This is a genomic window from Anaeromassilibacillus sp. SJQ-5 (genome assembly GCF_054108045.1).
Map to the genome: position 1 here is coordinate 1,912,262 of NZ_JBPJWQ010000001.1, position 16,028 is coordinate 1,928,289.

The 16,028-nt window shown below is 59.9% G+C and carries 10 protein-coding genes; 5 read left to right on the plus strand and 5 right to left on the minus strand.

Going from position 1 to position 16,028, the window contains the following annotated elements; all coding sequences use genetic code 11:
- Positions 1 to 9: 9 nt before the first annotated feature.
- Positions 10 to 687, plus strand: coding sequence for a polyphosphate polymerase domain-containing protein (locus tag ACSAMM_RS08245; protein ID WP_457790984.1), 678 nt, complete (start codon positions 10 to 12; stop codon positions 685 to 687).
- Positions 688 to 702: 15 nt separating this feature from the next.
- Positions 703 to 1,368, plus strand: coding sequence for a DUF4956 domain-containing protein (locus ACSAMM_RS08250; RefSeq protein WP_178722065.1), 666 nt, complete (start codon positions 703 to 705; stop codon positions 1,366 to 1,368).
- 334 nt (positions 1,369 to 1,702) lie between these two features.
- Here the strand turns inward: ACSAMM_RS08250 and ACSAMM_RS08255 are convergent, their stop codons facing one another.
- Both ACSAMM_RS08255 and ACSAMM_RS08260 read right to left on the minus strand, forming a co-directional pair.
- Positions 1,703 to 4,450: a fibronectin type III domain-containing protein gene (locus ACSAMM_RS08255; RefSeq protein WP_457790986.1), complete on the minus strand. Its 2,748-nt coding sequence runs from the start codon at positions 4,448 to 4,450 to the stop codon at positions 1,703 to 1,705.
- A gap of 78 nt (positions 4,451 to 4,528) precedes the next feature.
- Positions 4,529 to 7,468: a hypothetical protein gene (locus ACSAMM_RS08260; RefSeq protein WP_457790988.1), complete on the minus strand. Its 2,940-nt coding sequence runs from the start codon at positions 7,466 to 7,468 to the stop codon at positions 4,529 to 4,531.
- Between the two features lie 423 nt (positions 7,469 to 7,891).
- On the opposite strand from ACSAMM_RS08260, the gene ACSAMM_RS08265 reads away from it, so the two are divergent.
- Genes ACSAMM_RS08265 through ACSAMM_RS08275 form a run of 3 tightly spaced genes read left to right on the plus strand, consistent with a single transcriptional unit; the run spans position 7,892 to position 12,421 of the window.
- Positions 7,892 to 9,352 (plus strand): response regulator transcription factor, encoded by a 1,461-nt coding sequence (locus ACSAMM_RS08265; protein ID WP_457790990.1) that lies wholly within the window; start codon positions 7,892 to 7,894, stop codon positions 9,350 to 9,352.
- Positions 9,349 to 11,088, plus strand: a complete 1,740-nt coding sequence (locus tag ACSAMM_RS08270) for a sensor histidine kinase (RefSeq protein ID WP_457790992.1) — start codon at positions 9,349 to 9,351, stop codon at positions 11,086 to 11,088. The genes ACSAMM_RS08265 and ACSAMM_RS08270 overlap by 4 nt, the downstream gene beginning before the upstream one ends.
- Positions 11,072 to 12,421 carry a hypothetical protein gene (locus ACSAMM_RS08275; RefSeq protein ID WP_457790994.1) on the plus strand — a complete coding sequence of 450 codons (1,350 nt, stop codon included), beginning with the start codon at positions 11,072 to 11,074 and terminating at the stop codon, positions 12,419 to 12,421. The genes ACSAMM_RS08270 and ACSAMM_RS08275 overlap by 17 nt, the downstream gene beginning before the upstream one ends.
- A gap of 47 nt (positions 12,422 to 12,468) precedes the next feature.
- Here ACSAMM_RS08275 and ACSAMM_RS08280 read toward each other — a convergent pair whose 3' ends face one another.
- The 3 genes from ACSAMM_RS08280 to ACSAMM_RS08290 all read right to left on the minus strand — a co-directional run bounded on the left by ACSAMM_RS08280 (position 12,469) and on the right by ACSAMM_RS08290 (position 16,027).
- Positions 12,469 to 13,941 (minus strand): extracellular solute-binding protein, encoded by a 1,473-nt coding sequence (locus ACSAMM_RS08280; RefSeq protein WP_457790995.1) that lies wholly within the window; start codon positions 13,939 to 13,941, stop codon positions 12,469 to 12,471.
- A 47-nt stretch (positions 13,942 to 13,988) separates the two neighbouring features.
- Positions 13,989 to 14,969, minus strand: coding sequence for a carbohydrate ABC transporter permease (locus ACSAMM_RS08285; protein WP_457790997.1), 981 nt, complete (start codon positions 14,967 to 14,969; stop codon positions 13,989 to 13,991).
- A gap of 131 nt (positions 14,970 to 15,100) precedes the next feature.
- Positions 15,101 to 16,027: an ABC transporter permease subunit gene (locus ACSAMM_RS08290; protein ID WP_178723325.1), complete on the minus strand. Its 927-nt coding sequence runs from the start codon at positions 16,025 to 16,027 to the stop codon at positions 15,101 to 15,103.
- Position 16,028 lies beyond the last annotated feature (1 nt).

Here is a 16,028-nt window from a genome sequence, read left to right on the forward strand (position 1 = left end):
GGCGCCGTTATGGATGGATTTCGGCACGAGAACAAATATTTCATCAGCCGGGCGGGATACCAATTCCTGCGCGGGCGGCTGGCCGCCATGCTGGAGACAGACAGCCATGCCGTGCAAAGCGACGGCCGCTACAAAATCCGCAGCCTGTATTTCGACGATTACAAGCAAAGCGGACTGCTGGACAAGGTGGAGGGGGTGGAGACCCGGGAGAAGTTCCGGATCCGCTTCTACGACATGGATGACAGCTTCATCCGGCTGGAATCAAAGCAGAAGCACAACCAGATGACCAAGAAGCAGGCCGCGCCCCTCACGCGGGAGCAGACCGATCGCCTGCTGGCCGGCGATCTCTGGTTTTTATACGACACCGGGGACCCGTTGCTGAAAAGCTTCTACCTGAAAAGCCGGACCCGCCTGCTCAGGCCGACGGTCCTTGTGGACTACGACCGGGAGGCGTATTTGTTCGAGGATGTGCGCATCACGTTCGATCTCGATTTACATACCGGCAACTATGGCACCGATTTGTTCAGCCGGGACTTGTTCACCGTGCCCGTCCTGCCCGGTGACCGGGTGATCCTGGAGGTCAAGTTCGACGAGCAGCTCCCCTTTGCGGTGCGGCAGCTGCTGCGACCGGTCAACGCCGTGCGCAGCGCCATTTCAAAATACGAACTGTGCAGACAGTTTCAATAATGGAGGGTATTCACCATGTTTGACGTTATCAAAAAGAGCGTGCTTGATCAATTCGCCCAGGGGATTTCCATCGCGGATATGCTCTGGTCACTGGGCGTGGCTTTCCTCATGGGCCTGTTCATCCTGCTGGTGTATAAGCAGACGTTCCGGGGCGTGCTGTTCTCCAAGGGGTACGCCTTCTCCCTGGTGCTGCTGGCCATGGTCACGGCGCTGGTCATCCGCACCATCTCCTCCAATCTGGCCCTGTCCCTCGGCATGGTGGGCGCCCTGTCCATCGTCCGCTTCCGCACGGCCATCAAGGATCCGGTGGACACGGTGTTTATGTTCTGGTCCATTACCTGCGGCATCATGGCCGGCGCCGGGCAGTACATCATCGGGGGCTGCGCCTGCTTCGGCGTGGGGCTGCTCTACTTCGTGGTGTCCAAAATCCACGGTAAGAGCAAGGCGCCCTATCTGCTCGTGGTGCGGTACGACCCGGAGAAATCCGCCAACGTGGGCAAGGCGCTCAAGCTGCTGCCCAAGCATCGGCTGAAATCACGCACCATGACGAGAGCCGGCGCGGAAATCACGCTGGAGGTGTCCCTCAAGGAGGACGAGATGGCCGTGCTCGACAAGATGCTGTCCGTGGACGGCGTGATGGATGCGAGCCTCATCAGCTACGAAGGGGAATTCGGGCTGTAAGGCCGGACAACAAAAAGCCACAAAAGTTTTCGCCTGCCTTTTTCAAAAGGCGGTGGGGGCGAGGGGCGAAGCCCCCGCCGTCCTCCTCAGAGGCCGAAATGTCTTCCCCAAAAGAGCGCAGGAGGGGTGTAAACCGTCCTAGTACGACGCATGCGTCGTGCAGGGGACAGTTTTACGGCGGGAACCCTCGCCGGGGGTTCCCCGGTGCGGCGTAACGCGCCGCATCAGGATTCCCCATTTGTACATTTTGCTATTTGGCAAATAGTTTTTCGACAAGCTGAGGGGCGAAGCACCGCATATGGTGCTTCGCCCCTCTCTTTTCTGTATGCTGAGATTAGCTGGCGGTGTGCTTCGGCTTCCGGAATCTGGCCAGAACCACGGCGCCGGAGGCGGCGGCCAGCAGGAAGACCGTGACGGCCACCCGCTCGCCGGTGACGGGAGTGGATCCGCCAGGGCCGGTATGGACGCCGCCGTCGGAGCTGTCTTCTCCGCCGCCGATCCCGCTCATATTCAGCGCGATAACCGGGTACACCGACACGGCGTCTCCCTGCATGTTGTAGCCGACAACCTGGATTTCATAGTTTTTGCTTTCCAGGTTTTCGAAGGTGTATTCCGCCGCCGAATAGGGCAGGGAATCGCTCTTTTGATCCAGCGTATAGCCAGCGTCGGTTTTGGCGAACAGGTAGGCGCGGTAGTGGCTGATGCCGGGGGCGGCGTTCCAGCCGATTTGCACCCGGCCGGTGGCGCTGCTGATGATGCCCGCGCTGTTCGCGTCCATATTGGGCGTCAGGGGCGCGGTGGGATCGGCGATGACCGGATCGTCGGGATCGTCCGGATCGGGCTCCTCCGTTTCGCCCAGGGTGGCGAAGGGGCCGCCGCTGAGAACGCTCTTGTTCCCCGCCGCGTCCTCGGCCACCACAGCGGCGTAATAATCCGTCGCCGCGGTCAAATCGCCCAGGATGGCGGTGGTTTCGCCGGTCACGGTGACGCCGCCCTCCGTGGGCAGGCTGTCGGCGGTGATGGCTTCCTTCCCTACAAAAACGGTATACTTGATGCCGTTGGCAGCCGTCTGGTCATCAGCGGCCGCCGGCCATTTTAGGGTCAGGCTGGTGCCGGAGGCGGAGGCCTTTTCCAGAACGCCGGAGGAGAAGACCGGCGCCTGGGTATCCGGGCCCAGCTCGGCGTTGAGATCCATAGCCACGCAGGCCGTGATCTTTTGGAACCAGGGCATTTCGCCCTGGGTGAAGACCTTGGATTCCACCCGCAGGACTTCGCCCGCCTTCATCTCCAGACCGGAGAGAGTGGGAACGGGAACCCATTTGCTCGTATCGGTGGCGTCATAGCCGGGAATGACCGCCCAGCCCTCCTTAATGGTGAAGCCGCCTTCCTCGGCGTCCTCCGCCTTGGGCCAGATGGTGGCGCCGCCCACGGTAATGCGCACGCCCATTTCCTGATCCCCGCCGCCGCCGTCGCAGCTGCGGAAATACTGCGTCATTTCATAAGACTGGGACTTATCGTCGCTGCCGCGGCGGAAGGTGTAGATACCAGCCTTAGGGGCGGTGAACACCATAGCCGCGTTGACCTTGAAATCGGGGTTGACTGCGTCCACCGGATTGACCGGCATCAGCTGGGACAGGTAGTAGCGATCGATGTTCTTTTCCTTTTTCGGGGCGTAGAAGCTCGCGCCGGGGAAATTGCCGCCCCAGTCGATATCCGGGGTTTTGATATACAGGTAGTCGTCCGCACGGGTGGCCTTGGTCACGTAGCTCCAAACACCGTCCTTCTGCAGCTGCACCCGCCAGGGGGAAGCGCTCTCCAGCGCCGCGATGTCCTCGTTCTGCGGCTGGGCGGAGGGCAAGGCGTCAAGTTTGGCCTGGATAGCGTCGAAATAGTCGTACACCTCGTATTCCGCCAGGTTCTTGGGGGGCGGATCCTGGGTGCGGAAGGGGCCGCCGGCCAGCAGGACGTAATTGCCCGCCGCGTCGTAGGCGGCCACTGCCACATAATAATCGGTAGAGCCTTCCAGGCCGGACAGGGTCAGGGAGGTTTTGCCGGGAGCCGCGACGCCGGTCAGGCCGTCCAGGCTTTCGATGGCGCTGGCGGCGTAGAACACCTTATAGGTCAGGTTGTTCTGGGCCGTCTTATTGTCGGTGGCCTGGGGCCAGGACAGGGTGAGGGTGGTATCGGTCGCGGCGTCGGCGTTGTTGGAAACCGCCGCGTCGGCCGGGAATTCCGGCGCCGCATCGTCCGGCGGGATGGGCTTTACGTAGGTCATATTGGCGCTGACGGCCGTGTTAAAGAGCCAAGGCTGGCCCCCCGTCACAGGCTCGGCTGTCAGGGCGCGGCATTCCACCCGCAGCACCTGACCGGCGCTCATTTCCAAATCGGATAGGGCCGGAATGGCCACCGGCTTGGCGTTGGTCACCTCAGCCCAGCCGTCGTTGAGGGTGAGGGAGGCGTCATCCGCCTTGGGCCAGATGGCCGCGCCGTCGATGGTAATGCGCACACCCACCTTATGGCTGCCGCCGCGTACCATAAAGAATTGCGTTTCGGCATAAGCGGCGGAGTCCTCGTCGGGGGAATGAGCAAACTCGTAGATGCCGGCGGTGGGAGCGGTGAAAGCCCAAGCCGCACAGTCGTCGAAGACGCCGTTATCGGTTTTCATGGGGCACAGCACAGTCAAATCCTTTCCCTTATCCGCCGGAGCGTACATGGAAACGCCAGGGTATACACCGCCCCATTCATACCCGTCAATCCAGGCGTAAACATATTGAGAAGGATCGTACTTGGCTTTGTTGACCGCCGTCCAGTCGGCGGCGCCCTTCTTTTTCACCTGCCCCTGCCACTGGGAATTCAGCGAGGCGGGAATCGCCGCGCCTGTATCTCCCACCGTCCTGGTCAGGTCATCGAGAGCGTCCCGGTAGCCGCTTAGCTTGTACTGTGTCCCGTTTTCCACCGTGGCTTTCACCGCGCTGCGGGAGCGGGGCGCCGCCAGGGCCCCCGGCGCCATCCAGACGGCGGCCAGAGACAGCAGCAGGCACAGAACCGATGCGACGGATACGCCTTTGCGCAGATGTTTCATCGTTCATCCTCCTTACCAAATGTATGAGCACGGTTGATGCGACAGCCTCCAGGCTGTGATTTCCATTCATAAAGGCCGTCAGCCTTTATTTCCTTTTTTGCGAACAGTCAGGGCCGTGCCGGCGGCCAGGACGGCCAAGCCGGCGGCGCTGAGAAGGGCCACGGGGCCTTCGCCGGTGTCGGCACCGCCGCTGTCGGAAACGGCGCCGCTGGCGGAAGAGTCTTCAGCGGAAGAAGGCGCCTGGCTTTCTTCCTGCGGCTGCGAGCTTTCCTCCGGCGGTTTGGAGGGGTTGTTGATGGCCAGCACGACGGTCTGGCTCGGCTCGAGCGACACGCTGTACACGCCGTCCGCCAGGGTCACCTGCTGTCCGGACACCAGCTCCCGGACGGCGCAGCCGTCCTTCAGGCCGAAGGCATCCAGCGCGACATCCAGCTTGACGGCCTGGGACTCGGCGGTGTCGTTAAACAGGGTGAAATAGACGCCCTCGTCCGCGTTGGCTCCGAACCGCTCCACCAGGACGCGGCTGTTATCGGACACGGCGCGGGTCACCGGCTCCCAGCCGGCCTCCGCCACGGTCTTGAGCACCGGCATATAGGTCTGGAAGATATCCCGATCCCGCTCGTAGAACAGCTCCCGGCTGGTCCAATACTGCAGGTCGTCGCTGTAGTTCGCCTGGGGGCTGGGGAAGATGCCGAAGGCGAGGCAGCGCTGGAAGTATTTCTCCATCATATCGTGATCGAACTTGGTATAGTCGTTGCTCAGCAGGATGCAGAAAGGCTTCTGGTAGGACAGGGTTCTCCACATACTCATGGATTCGATGCTCTGAGGCGCGTAGATGCTGCCGTTCAGGGCGGTCATTTCGGTACCCATGGCGTCGATAAGCGGGGTGTAGAAGCTGGTCTTATCGGGGCATTTGTTGGCAAAGATGGTCTTGCCCCTGGCGTGCAGATCGGTGTTCAGCTGCTTGACGAATTCCCACGTGTTGGACGCCCGGTGCAGCATGGGCTTCTTGTAATAGGGCGAGTAGGTCAGGGGCACGGTGGTGTACTGGTAATGGGCCTTGTTAAAGTTGGCGTTGCCGTTCCACCAGCCGCTGAGCTCATCTAGATAAATGCCGTCAAAAGGCACGGTGGTGCACTGAAGGGGATCGAACAGCAGATCCTGCTGCTCCTTGCTGAGATACAGGTTATAGAAATTGTAGGCGCCCGGCAGCTTGGGATTGGCGTTGATATGAATCTGCGCGCCGTTGGGGGCCCAAGGCACGTTCACCGGCGTCCAGTTGGTTTTCCCCAGAGGGTTCAGCCCCTGGCAGATGGCGGTGGCAATGGCCTGCCGGGTGGCCTGAACGCTGACGTCCTTGCCCGCCTGCTCCTTCACCGCGGCCTGCACCATGGCGTCGTCGGGGAAGCTGGGCATGTTCTTCAGCCACCAGTCGCCCGGCTCGATATACTGATAGCCCTTGATGCCGTGCTCCATTTCATAGAAGCCCTCGATGCGGAAGTACTCGCCGCCTTCCTCCTTGAACTTGAAGTTGAAGTCCTCGGGCTGAGGCACGTTGCTGGTCTGGGTCCAGGCCACCCACATGCCCTGATCGGTCTCCCGCACCTCGTAATACTCGGGGAAAATGCGCGTGTATTTCTCCATCGCCGCCCGGAAGCCCCAGGCGGGATCGTCCAGCTTATAGATGATGAAAGAGAACCGGGCTGCGTCTGGCGCTTCGGGGACGATACCCAGGTGATAGGTCAGCACATACTGTCCGGTGCTACCGTTGTACTCCAGCTCGTAATAGGCGGGGAAGTCCATGCTCACGGCGATGGCCAGGCCCAGATCCTCGTTGTATATCACCGAGGTGGGATACATGGACCGAGGCATGCTGTCCCAGTCCACCACCGACATTTCGCCCTCGCCCAGCTCTTTATAAATATCTCCTACGCCACCGGCGGCAATATCGCGGTGCTTTTGGATGCTGACGCCCCATTTCCAGCCGGACGCGGTGACCGGCAGGGCGTAGGACAGCTGGACGGCCCGGCCGTCCGCCGCCGCGGTGGCGTCCTTAATGACGCCGCTCACGGCAATGTGATCGTCCTCGGCGGTATAATCGGCGTTCAGGGACAGGCCGAGGGACGCCTGGCTGCCCTTAAAGGCGGCGGGTGCGGACCCGGAGGCGGGAGAGAACGCGTACACGCCGGTGTTCTCCGCCGCGGCCACGTCCCGCACCAGGAAGCCGGAGTAGGCGTTGTTGGCCAGCTCCGTCCCGTCGATCTTCAGGGAGGTCACCACCGAGTCGCCCAAACCCAGCTCGAGGCCGTCCTTGGTTTTCAGGGTTTTCTTCGTGTCCTGCTCCGGCGCGGTCTGCAGCACCTGCACCGGCAGGTTCTGGAAGGTGGAGGTGGCGTCCGGCTGCCCCATGCGCAGGGTGATGTCGTCAAACCAGGCGGTACCGTAGATCGGGTTGCGCAGGAACGCGTAGACGTTCATGCTTTTGGCGGGCTTTTGCAGGGTAAAGGAGGTGTCCCGGAACTCCCAATCGTGGGTGCCCAGGGAAAACCCGGTGTAGAACCACTGGGCCGTGCCGTCCGTGTACCCGACGTAGACCGCCAGGCAATAGGAAAAATACTCGGTGCCCACGCCGCGGATAACATTCTGCGCTTTGCTCCAGCCGCTGAGCACATAGGTGCCCTGGGCGGGCGCGGACAGGGTTTGCGTAAGGCCCGCCTCGTCGGCGGCGGTGGGCGCCACCGCTTTGTAAACGGATTTCTGGGTGCCGTCGTGGGCCTCGATGGTCTCCCGAGTGTAGCCCTTGCTCCAGCCGCCCCAGGCTCCCAGCAGATTGTCGGTCAGCTGGCCGTCCCCGGCCAGATTCATCACGTGCATGGCGTCTCCATCTCCCGGCGCGTCCGCAGTCACCGTGTCCTGCGCCCGCGCGTTTAGTGTCCCGTTCCCGGGAAGAACCTGCACCGCCGTCAGCAGTGCCATGCATAGGGCCGCGCAGTGGATTAAGGTGTGTGCCTTCTTCAAATGTATCCCCCTTTTCCTCTTTATCGCCATGGAATTGTCCCTGACGGGCTTTTTGCGGGCCGGCCCCTCCGCGCAGGGAGGGTAAACGCGGACATCCGGCTGTCCGCCGTTTGCCGTTATCTCCACTATAAAGAATTGCGTTTCCAGAAACAAGCAAATATCTTTGTGATTTATGTTGTATTTTTTCGGCATTTATTTTCTGAAAGCGGATTTATTTTTATAGATTCTTACTATATATCCCCCCAGTTCCCCGGATGCAGGCGCCCGTTCGCCCCTCCCCCGCCGGAACAGCCGATCCGTCAGCGTAAAAAAGTGACAATTACCAAAAAAATCCGGTACAGGTTCAAAAGAATGCCTCTAGGAAAATTCCGAAAAATTGGTTAAAATTAAAGAAAGAGTTTAAAAATTAAAGGAGGAGCCTCAATGGCCGGAAACTGCGCACGCTACAGTATCCTGATTGTGGATGACAAGGAACTGGATCGCAATGGGGTCTGCTATCTCATTCAGCAGTATGGACTGGATCTCCACCCGATTCCGGCGGCTTCCGGCTCGGAAGCGCTGGAAATCCTGCGCCGCATGCCCGTACATATTCTGCTGACCGATGTCAAAATGCCGGAAATGACAGGCCATGAGCTCATTGTCGAGGCCAAAAAAATTCAGCCCGACCTGAAGGTCATCATCTTCAGCTCCTACGAAAACTTTGATTACGCCCACAAGGCCATGGATCTGGGGGTCACCAAATACCTGCTCAAGCCTATAAAAGTTGATAAATTTCTATCATGTATCAAATCAATGATCCATGTATTACGAGAGGGAGAACGCACCCGGATCATCAGCATGTACTTCAATGTGATGACCGGTCTGTGCAATCCGGACGGCAGCGGCCTAAGCGGCGACGAGAAGGCCGGCGATGTCCTGCTGCTGGATTTTGTGGAGCCCTTCTTCAACCTGCATCACCTGTCTCTGCGCGGCGAGGACGATGAGGAAACGCGGTTCATCGACATCCCCCTCAACGAATACCAGTGCGCCTTCATCGCCCCCACAGAGGAGGAGGCACGGGACTGCCTGCGCCGTCTGGAGCAGATTCTGGCCGAACGGGGGGACAACCGGTACATCCTGATTTACGGCGGCCATTTCGAAACGATCGCCCAGCTCAGCGAGCTGTACAACCGGATGGAGAGCCTCAGCTCCTCCAAATTCTATCTGGCGCGCAGCACCATAGTGGACATGACCCGTCAGAAGGCGGAGGAGGCCAACATCGACGTGCGGCGCTATCTGGAAAAAGCGGCGGAAATCGGAAAGCTGGTGACCCGCAAGGAGCTGCAGCACGCCGAAAAGGAAATCGAGGCCGTTTTCAGCGATTTGCAAAAACAAATATACGTGCCCACCTCCCTGGCCAAATTCATCAGCAGCGAGTTGGTGCGGGCCGGACTGAGCGAAACCCTTCCCGACTATAACGCGACCCTGCTGCAATACATCACCGAAATCGAGCACAGCGCCAGCATCGAGGATCTGAAAAGCATCTGCATCCGGGTGGTCAAGCAGTATTCCGAGCAGGACGAGGAGACCGTTGCCATCGATCAGGCCCTGGACATCATTCACCGGGAATACATGAACAACATCAGCTTGGAAAGCGTGGCCTCCGACGTGTATCTGTCCACCTGCTACCTGAGCTATCTGTTCAAAAAAACCACGGGCATGAATTTCATCAAATACCTGACCTCTTACCGGGTGGACATGGCCAAAAGCCTGCTGCGCACCACCAAGCTGAAGGTGGGAAGCATCTGCGAGATGGTGGGTTACTCCAACGTGTCGTATTTCTGTCAGATTTTCAAGAATCACTGCGGCATGACGCCCGCCCAGTTCCGGGGAAGCAAGCTGTGATCCGCGCCTTTAAGGCCTGGTTTTCCGAACGGAAGCTGTGGCAGAAGCTGCTGATTCTGTATCTGACGGTCTCCATCATCCCGATCGTGGCCCTGAGCACCTTGAGCTACATGGTATCGGCGGACATCATGTACGATCAGGTCAGCGTGCGGCTGTACGAATCCACCCGCAACATGGCCGGGCAGATCCGGGCCAAAAAGCTGCTGCTGGAGACCAGCCTCGACGAGGTGGCCTATCAGGACGCTTTTCTGCAGCGGTTGGCCCTGGCCCCCCGCTCCACGCTGTTCCGCAAGGAGTTGGAGGGCACCTGCGGGGATTTGCTGCGGCAGCTGCAAAAGGTGGCGGGCGAGGTCACCAACGTCTGCATCCTGCTGCCCGGCAGAGACACCGTTATCAGCGCCCTGGAGGGCGACTACACCGCGCTGGAGCGGGAGGCCGGGAAGGTGTGCTACACGGCGGATTCCCTCGTGGCCCTGACCAGCAGCCAGGAGACCACCTGCCTGTACCGTCAAATCGTCAACCCCTATTCCGGCGGCGTGATTGGCACCATCGTGCTGCAGCTCGACTCCCGCCGCCTGTTCGGAGAGCTGCATATCGAGGGGCTGAAGGAATACGCCTTTATCATGCAGGACGGCGACGGGGTCAACCTGTACACCGAGGCCCGTCTAAACAAGTCGTACGGGGAAATCTTTCCCCACACCCTGCGGTTTTCCGACAGCCGGGAAATCAAGCTGATGCGGCACACCTTCTTGTATGAACCGTACTATATGGCGGATTTGAACTGGAACGTCTGCCTGCTCATCCCCAAGGATATCCTGTTCGCGGGGTTTTCGGACATCATCCTGTTCAGCCTGAGCATCGCCCTGGTCTGCATCCTGCTGGTATCGGTCTTTTCCATTTTGATTTCCCTGAGCTTTTCCAGGCGGCTCAACGGCATCAGCCAAGAAATGATTCGGGTGGGTACCGGCAAGCTGGAGGTCAACCTGGACGTCAAGGAAAACGGCGACGAGATCGGCCATCTCGCCTATATTTTTAACGAGATGGTCAACCGGCTCAACACCTTGATCATCGACAAATACAAAAGCGAGCTCAAGCAGCAAGAAGCGCAGCTGAAGATTCTACAGGCGCAGATCAACCCCCATTTTCTTTACAACTGCATGGACACCATCAACTGGCGGGCCATTATGAACGGGGACGAAAAGACCAGCGCCTTCGCCACCAATCTGTCCGATTTCTACCGCACCTGCCTGAACAAGGGCAACACCAAGATCCGCATGAAGGACGAGTTCAAAAACATCCGCGCCTATCTCCAGCTGCAGGAGGATCTCCACGACTATTCCTTCGACGTGTTTTACGATGTGGACGAGCGGATCTACGACTACGAAAGCGTCAACCTGATCCTCCAGCCGGTGGTGGAAAACGCGCTGGAGCATGGGGTGGAAAAGACAACGGGTGTGAAGGGGGCGATCCGTATCAGCGCCGCCTTTGAGGAGGAAAACGGGGAAACGTGCATCGTTATCCGCGTCTTTAACACCGGCCCGCCCATCGATCCCCGGACCGCTGAGGAGGTTTTGACCGATCCCAGCCGGGGATACGGGCTGGCCAACGTACACAGCCGGATTCAGCTCTATTTCGGGAAGACTTACGGCGTGCACATCGCGCCCGCGCAGGGCGGCACCCTCTGTCGTATCGTCATCCCGGCCATAAGGTGGAAACAATATGAAGAACAACCATAAAGCCCTGGCGGCGGCCGTTTGCCTGACCCTGCTCGCGGCGGGCTGCTCCCCCAAGCGGGAGGCCGTCTCCTCCGCCCCCGCGCCCCCTGAGAAGGAAATCCGCTGGCTTCTCGCCCTGGAGGGCGCCGCCTACCCGAAGGAATGGGAAAGCTATGAGGTGCTGGCGGCCATCTCGGAAAAGGCCGGCGTGACCCCTGTGCTTGAGCCTCTCAACGAAAACTACGCCCCGACTCTGCTCAAGCGGCTGCAATCCGGGGAGCGGCCGGCGCTCATCACCCTGGCCACGGCGGACCCCGTCTGCCTCCAGATGGAGCACATTTCGTCTGTCCGTCGGATCGACGCCATTCCCGCTCTCTTTGAGCAGCTTCCGGAGGACATTCGGGCCTTTCACCAGCAGGCGGACGGCTCGCTGCTGTATCTGCCCGGGGGCTTCGGCGGGGAGGCGGCGGTGCCGGCGGAGGGCATCTATGTCCGCGAGGATATGTTCGACACCCTGGGCCGGCCCGGGCTGACCGATGAAAACGGATTCTTCGCCGCCCTGGAGGCGTACGACTCCTGGTACGGCCGCAATCGGGATGAGACCAAGACCAACTATCTGCCGGTCGTCTTCGGAACGAACGGAGGCGGCATCCAGACGCTGCGGCATTGGTTCGGCTTGACACCGGGCACAGAGGATCCGGCCGGCGAGGAGGCGCTGCTGCGCTTTCTGGAGCGGCTGGGCCGCGCGGGGGGCACCTCCGGCGCGCTGGAAATCCCCGACGCTTCCCTCGACCATCTTCTGCAGAGCGAGGCACTGTTTTACATCGGCAGCGCTTCGCGGCTCGAACGGTACAGCCGGGAGCACGGGGACACGCCCTATCGCCCCGTCTGGCCGCGGTTCCGGGAAGGCGGCTATGCCATGGCCGCCTCCCCCTACGGCTGCTACGCCACCTATCTGTGCGCGGCGGACGCCGATCTGGGGGACACCGTCCGCCTGGCCAGGTATTTGCTTTCGAAGGAAGGCAGCCGCACCGCCATGCTGGGGCTGCAAAACCGCCACTGGCTGGAGACGGACGACGGCGGACTGGTGCTGTTCCCCGACGCCCGCGACCAGCTGAACGCCGATCCCGGCTATGCCGAAAAGACCGGGATCGGGCGGGTGCCGTTTCTGAGCAGCGTCGGCGCCGTGTATCCCGGCGCCCGGCCGGCGGGACTGCCGACGCGGGACATTCTAAAGGCCTTGAAGCAGGCACGGTACGACCCTACCACCGAGCAGGGACTCGCGCGCAGCCTGGAGGAGGAAAGACGAACGCAGTCGTATAAAAACGCCTTGACCATCGGCGGCGCGGGATAAATAGGGAAACCGGGAGAAGGGACACGTCCTCTCTCCCGGTTTTTTGATTATTGCAGTTCCTTCAGCTTGGCGGACAGCAGCGAGGCGTTTTCATTGATCAGGGTGTTCAGATCCTTGGTGCCGGTACGGGCCCAGCCGCACAGGTCCTGGAAGTACAGGCCCTCCAGCCCATAGCCGTAGAACCAGGGCACCACGTACTGCATATTGGTCTCCTTGCTGAACTGGTATTCCTCCCGACCATGGACCATGTTGCCGGTCAGCTCCAGCTGGGCGTTGATCATCATCTCGCCGAAGGCCATGCCGCCCTCGATGTTCTTGGCGCCTTTGGCGATGCTGAAGCCGCCGTTCAGGCCGCCCACCATGCCGCAGTAGGGACTGTTTTTGTCCCGGCGGGGGAAGGGGACGAGCGCATAGGTCTTCATACCCGCGTTCTTGCAGATGGTTTTAAAATCGCCGTTGGGCAGCACCATGGCGCATTTGCCGCTGGTAAACTGCTCATTGGCTTGCCAGTGGGTGGGATAGGCGGATTTGTCCTTGTTGATCATGTCGGTGAAAAAGTTGTGGGCGGCGATATATTTTTGGTTGTTGACCAGGTTGAGCTCGGCCTTGCCGTTCTTGAACTTGATGACATCCTCACCCACGGACAGCGGGAAGAAATAATCCAAATCGGTGGCGAAGCCGTAGATGCCGTTCTGCGCGTCGGTCATCTGCTTGGCCAGGGACCGGAAGGTATCCCACGTCCAGTTCCCCTCTTTGTAATACTCGGTGGGGGTCTTCTTGCCCGCCCGCTGGAACAGCGCCGTGTTATAGAACATCACGGAGGGCGGCGTCTCCTGGATGACCGCATACCGCTCGCCCTTATAGGCGCAGAAGTTGTTCATCAGAATGGCGCTTTGGCCGGGATGATCCTGAATGTATTTGTCGATGGGCTGGGTCATCCCCTTGATGGCCCGCAGAGGATAGTCCTGATAGGTGGAATACACATAGTCGGGAGAGCTCTTGGAATTGACCAGCATCTGCAGCTTTTCGTTGCGGGACACGTTGTTGGTCACGATGAATTTCACCGTGGCTCCCGGATAGGCCTTTTCGAACATGGCCTTGGCCTTGTCGAACACCTCGCCGGTGAAGGGCGTATACGCCAGCACTTCCCCCTTGATGTTCTTGCGCAGGGCGTAAGGTGCGTCCAGCTGTTCCGGCGTGTAGTTTTTCACCGTGCTGGACCAGCCGCCACCCGGCAGAGTGGTGACGGGGGTGTTCCTCTTGGTGGTCGCGGCGGTGGCCTTTCCGCCGCCGTTTTTACTGGTGGTCGTGACGGCCTGGCTGCCGCCGGTCTCGGTGGTGCTGGCGTCGGTGCCCGTCTCGCTGGGATCGGTGACGGACGCGCTGCTTTCCGCAGTGCCCGTGCCGCCGGTTTCGCTGGTTTCCGGCACCGACGAGGGGGTTGTTTTTCCATCGTTCGAGCAGCCCGCCGCCAACAGCAGGGCCATCACGGCCGACAGAAGCGCTATCGTTTTTTTCATGTCTTTACCTCCCAATCTCCATATTCAATAAAACCCGGAAGCCCGGGTTAACCGACAATACCGGTGCGTTCGATGCTCTCGGTGAAGAAACGCTGTCCGAACAGGAACAGCAGCAGCAGCGGAAAGATGCACAGCAGCGCCCCCGCCTGAATCAGGATGTACAGATAGGTGGGATCCTCATATTCGGCGGTCATGGTGCCGAGCATGCCGCGGATCTGGGTCAGATACACCGCCACCGTGTTGCGGGACATGCTCAAGAAGGTCTGGGTGAAGGAATCGTTCCAGTTCCACACGAGGGACAGCATGAACACCGTGACGATGGCGGGGCGGGCGTTGGGCAGCATGATGCCGAAATACGTCCGAAACGCGTTGCTGCCGTCGATCCGGGCCGCGTCCTCCAGATCCCCGGGCAGTCCCCGGAAGAACTGCCGGTAAATGTAGATGAACAGGCCCGATCGAAACCCCATGCCGAACAGCGCCGGCAGAATAAAGGGCAGCGGCGTGTTGATTAGGTTGACATAGGACGAGCCGGTAAACAGCTCGAGCAGCGGCGTCAGGAAGAGAGGCTTAAAAAACCGGAACAAGCCGAACAGCTGCGAGATGTAGGTTTGAGGCGGCACGATGATGGTGAACAGGAGCAGGCCGAACAGCAGGTTCCGGCCCCGGAAGCGGAAGCGGGCGAAGCCGTAGCCCGCCAGGCCGCACACGAAGGTCTGCAGCACCGCGCTGGACAGGCTGATGACCACCGTGTTGCCCATCATGTCGCCAAAATCCACCATCTGGAGAAAGTTGTGAAAATTGTTGAGCGTATAATGCCGGGTGATCCAGACCACGCTGGGATCGTTCAAATCCTCCGAGCCACGGAAGGCCGTGACGAACATGAACAGGAAGGGATACACAATCAGAAAAATCAGGCCGAACAGCACGCAGAAACGGAACAGGGAGAACAGCAGGCCGCCCAGCCGGCGGCGAAGCGGCGCTTTCCCCTTTCTGGCCGGCCGGACGATCTTCACCGCCTGTCTCTCCATAGAGATCACTCATCCTTTCGCAGAAACTGGAATTCTATCGGTTCCGGCGAAGCCGGAGGTTCGGTTGCTTCAACCGGAAAGGACAAATTTCCGCGTGAAGCCTCTACTGTTTCACGCCAATCCCTTCCTCTCTATTTCTCGATGTAGAACACCCGGCGGGAAATGATGGCCGTGGCCAGCCCCACCACCACCAGCACCAGGAGGAAATAGGCCACCGACATGGTGGTCGCGTTGGCGTACAGAATGTTATGGAAATAGTCGTTGATCTGCACGATGACCGGATTGGACGAAATGGTGAAGCTGTCGATAACCGCGTACACGAAATTTAGCAGCAGGAAGGGGGAAATCATCGGGAAGGTCACCTTCCAGAAGGTCTGCCAGGGAGAGGCCCCCTCCACCTCGCACACCTCCAGCAGCGAGCTGGAAATGGACTGCATGCCGCCCACAAACAGAAGGATCTGAATCCCCGACTGCCAGATGAGGTCGAGGATACTGGACACCAGGCCGGTCAGCACCCCGATGAACTCGTCGCCCAGCCCCAGCTTGGCCAGGGAATCCTCCAGCACCACCCCCTGGAAAACGGTGGCCTCGGCCGCGCTTTCGATGGAGGAGCGGAACAAATCCTCCTTGAACACCTGCATCAGCACGCCGGAAGACACGATAATCGGCAGCGCCACCAGCGCCCGGCAGAACCCCCGGCCCCGAAAAGGCTTATTCAGCAGCACCGCCACAATCAGGCTGAACGCCACGATGAGCAGCGCGTTTATCAGGGTGGTGCCGGTGCTCTCCAGAATGGTGCGGAAATTGTTTGGATTGTCGAAAAAGACCTGCCGGATGATTTTTGTGCCCACGAAGTTGTACACCAGGCCGTTGTCCCCCAAGGTCACCTCGTTGCAGACATACAGCGCCGCCTGGGCCATGGGCCAAAGGAAAAACCAGATAAGGCCGATAACCCAAGGCAGGATGAACACGTATCCCATGGAATCCCGCCTCTGCTCGATGGTCGAGCCGAACAGGCACCGGACCAACCGGGAACGCCCGCATTTTTTCATTGTCATC

Bases quoted from the DNA above. Each gene is read 5' to 3' on its own strand.
- ACSAMM_RS08265 (WP_457790990.1), top strand. From the start codon at position 7,892: ATGGCCGGAAACTGCGCACGCTACAGTATCCTGATTGTGGATGACAAG.
- ACSAMM_RS08275 (WP_457790994.1), top strand. From the start codon at position 11,072: ATGAAGAACAACCATAAAGCCCTGGCGGCGGCCGTTTGCCTGACCCTG.
- ACSAMM_RS08250 (WP_178722065.1), top strand. From the start codon at position 703: ATGTTTGACGTTATCAAAAAGAGCGTGCTTGATCAATTCGCCCAGGGG.
- ACSAMM_RS08255 (WP_457790986.1), bottom strand. From the start codon at position 4,450: ATGAAACATCTGCGCAAAGGCGTATCCGTCGCATCGGTTCTGTGCCTG.
- ACSAMM_RS08285 (WP_457790997.1), bottom strand. From the start codon at position 14,969: ATGGAGAGACAGGCGGTGAAGATCGTCCGGCCGGCCAGAAAGGGGAAA.
- ACSAMM_RS08290 (WP_178723325.1), bottom strand. From the start codon at position 16,027: ATGACAATGAAAAAATGCGGGCGTTCCCGGTTGGTCCGGTGCCTGTTC.
- ACSAMM_RS08280 (WP_457790995.1), bottom strand. From the start codon at position 13,941: ATGAAAAAAACGATAGCGCTTCTGTCGGCCGTGATGGCCCTGCTGTTG.
- ACSAMM_RS08245 (WP_457790984.1), top strand. From the start codon at position 10: ATGGATGGATTTCGGCACGAGAACAAATATTTCATCAGCCGGGCGGGA.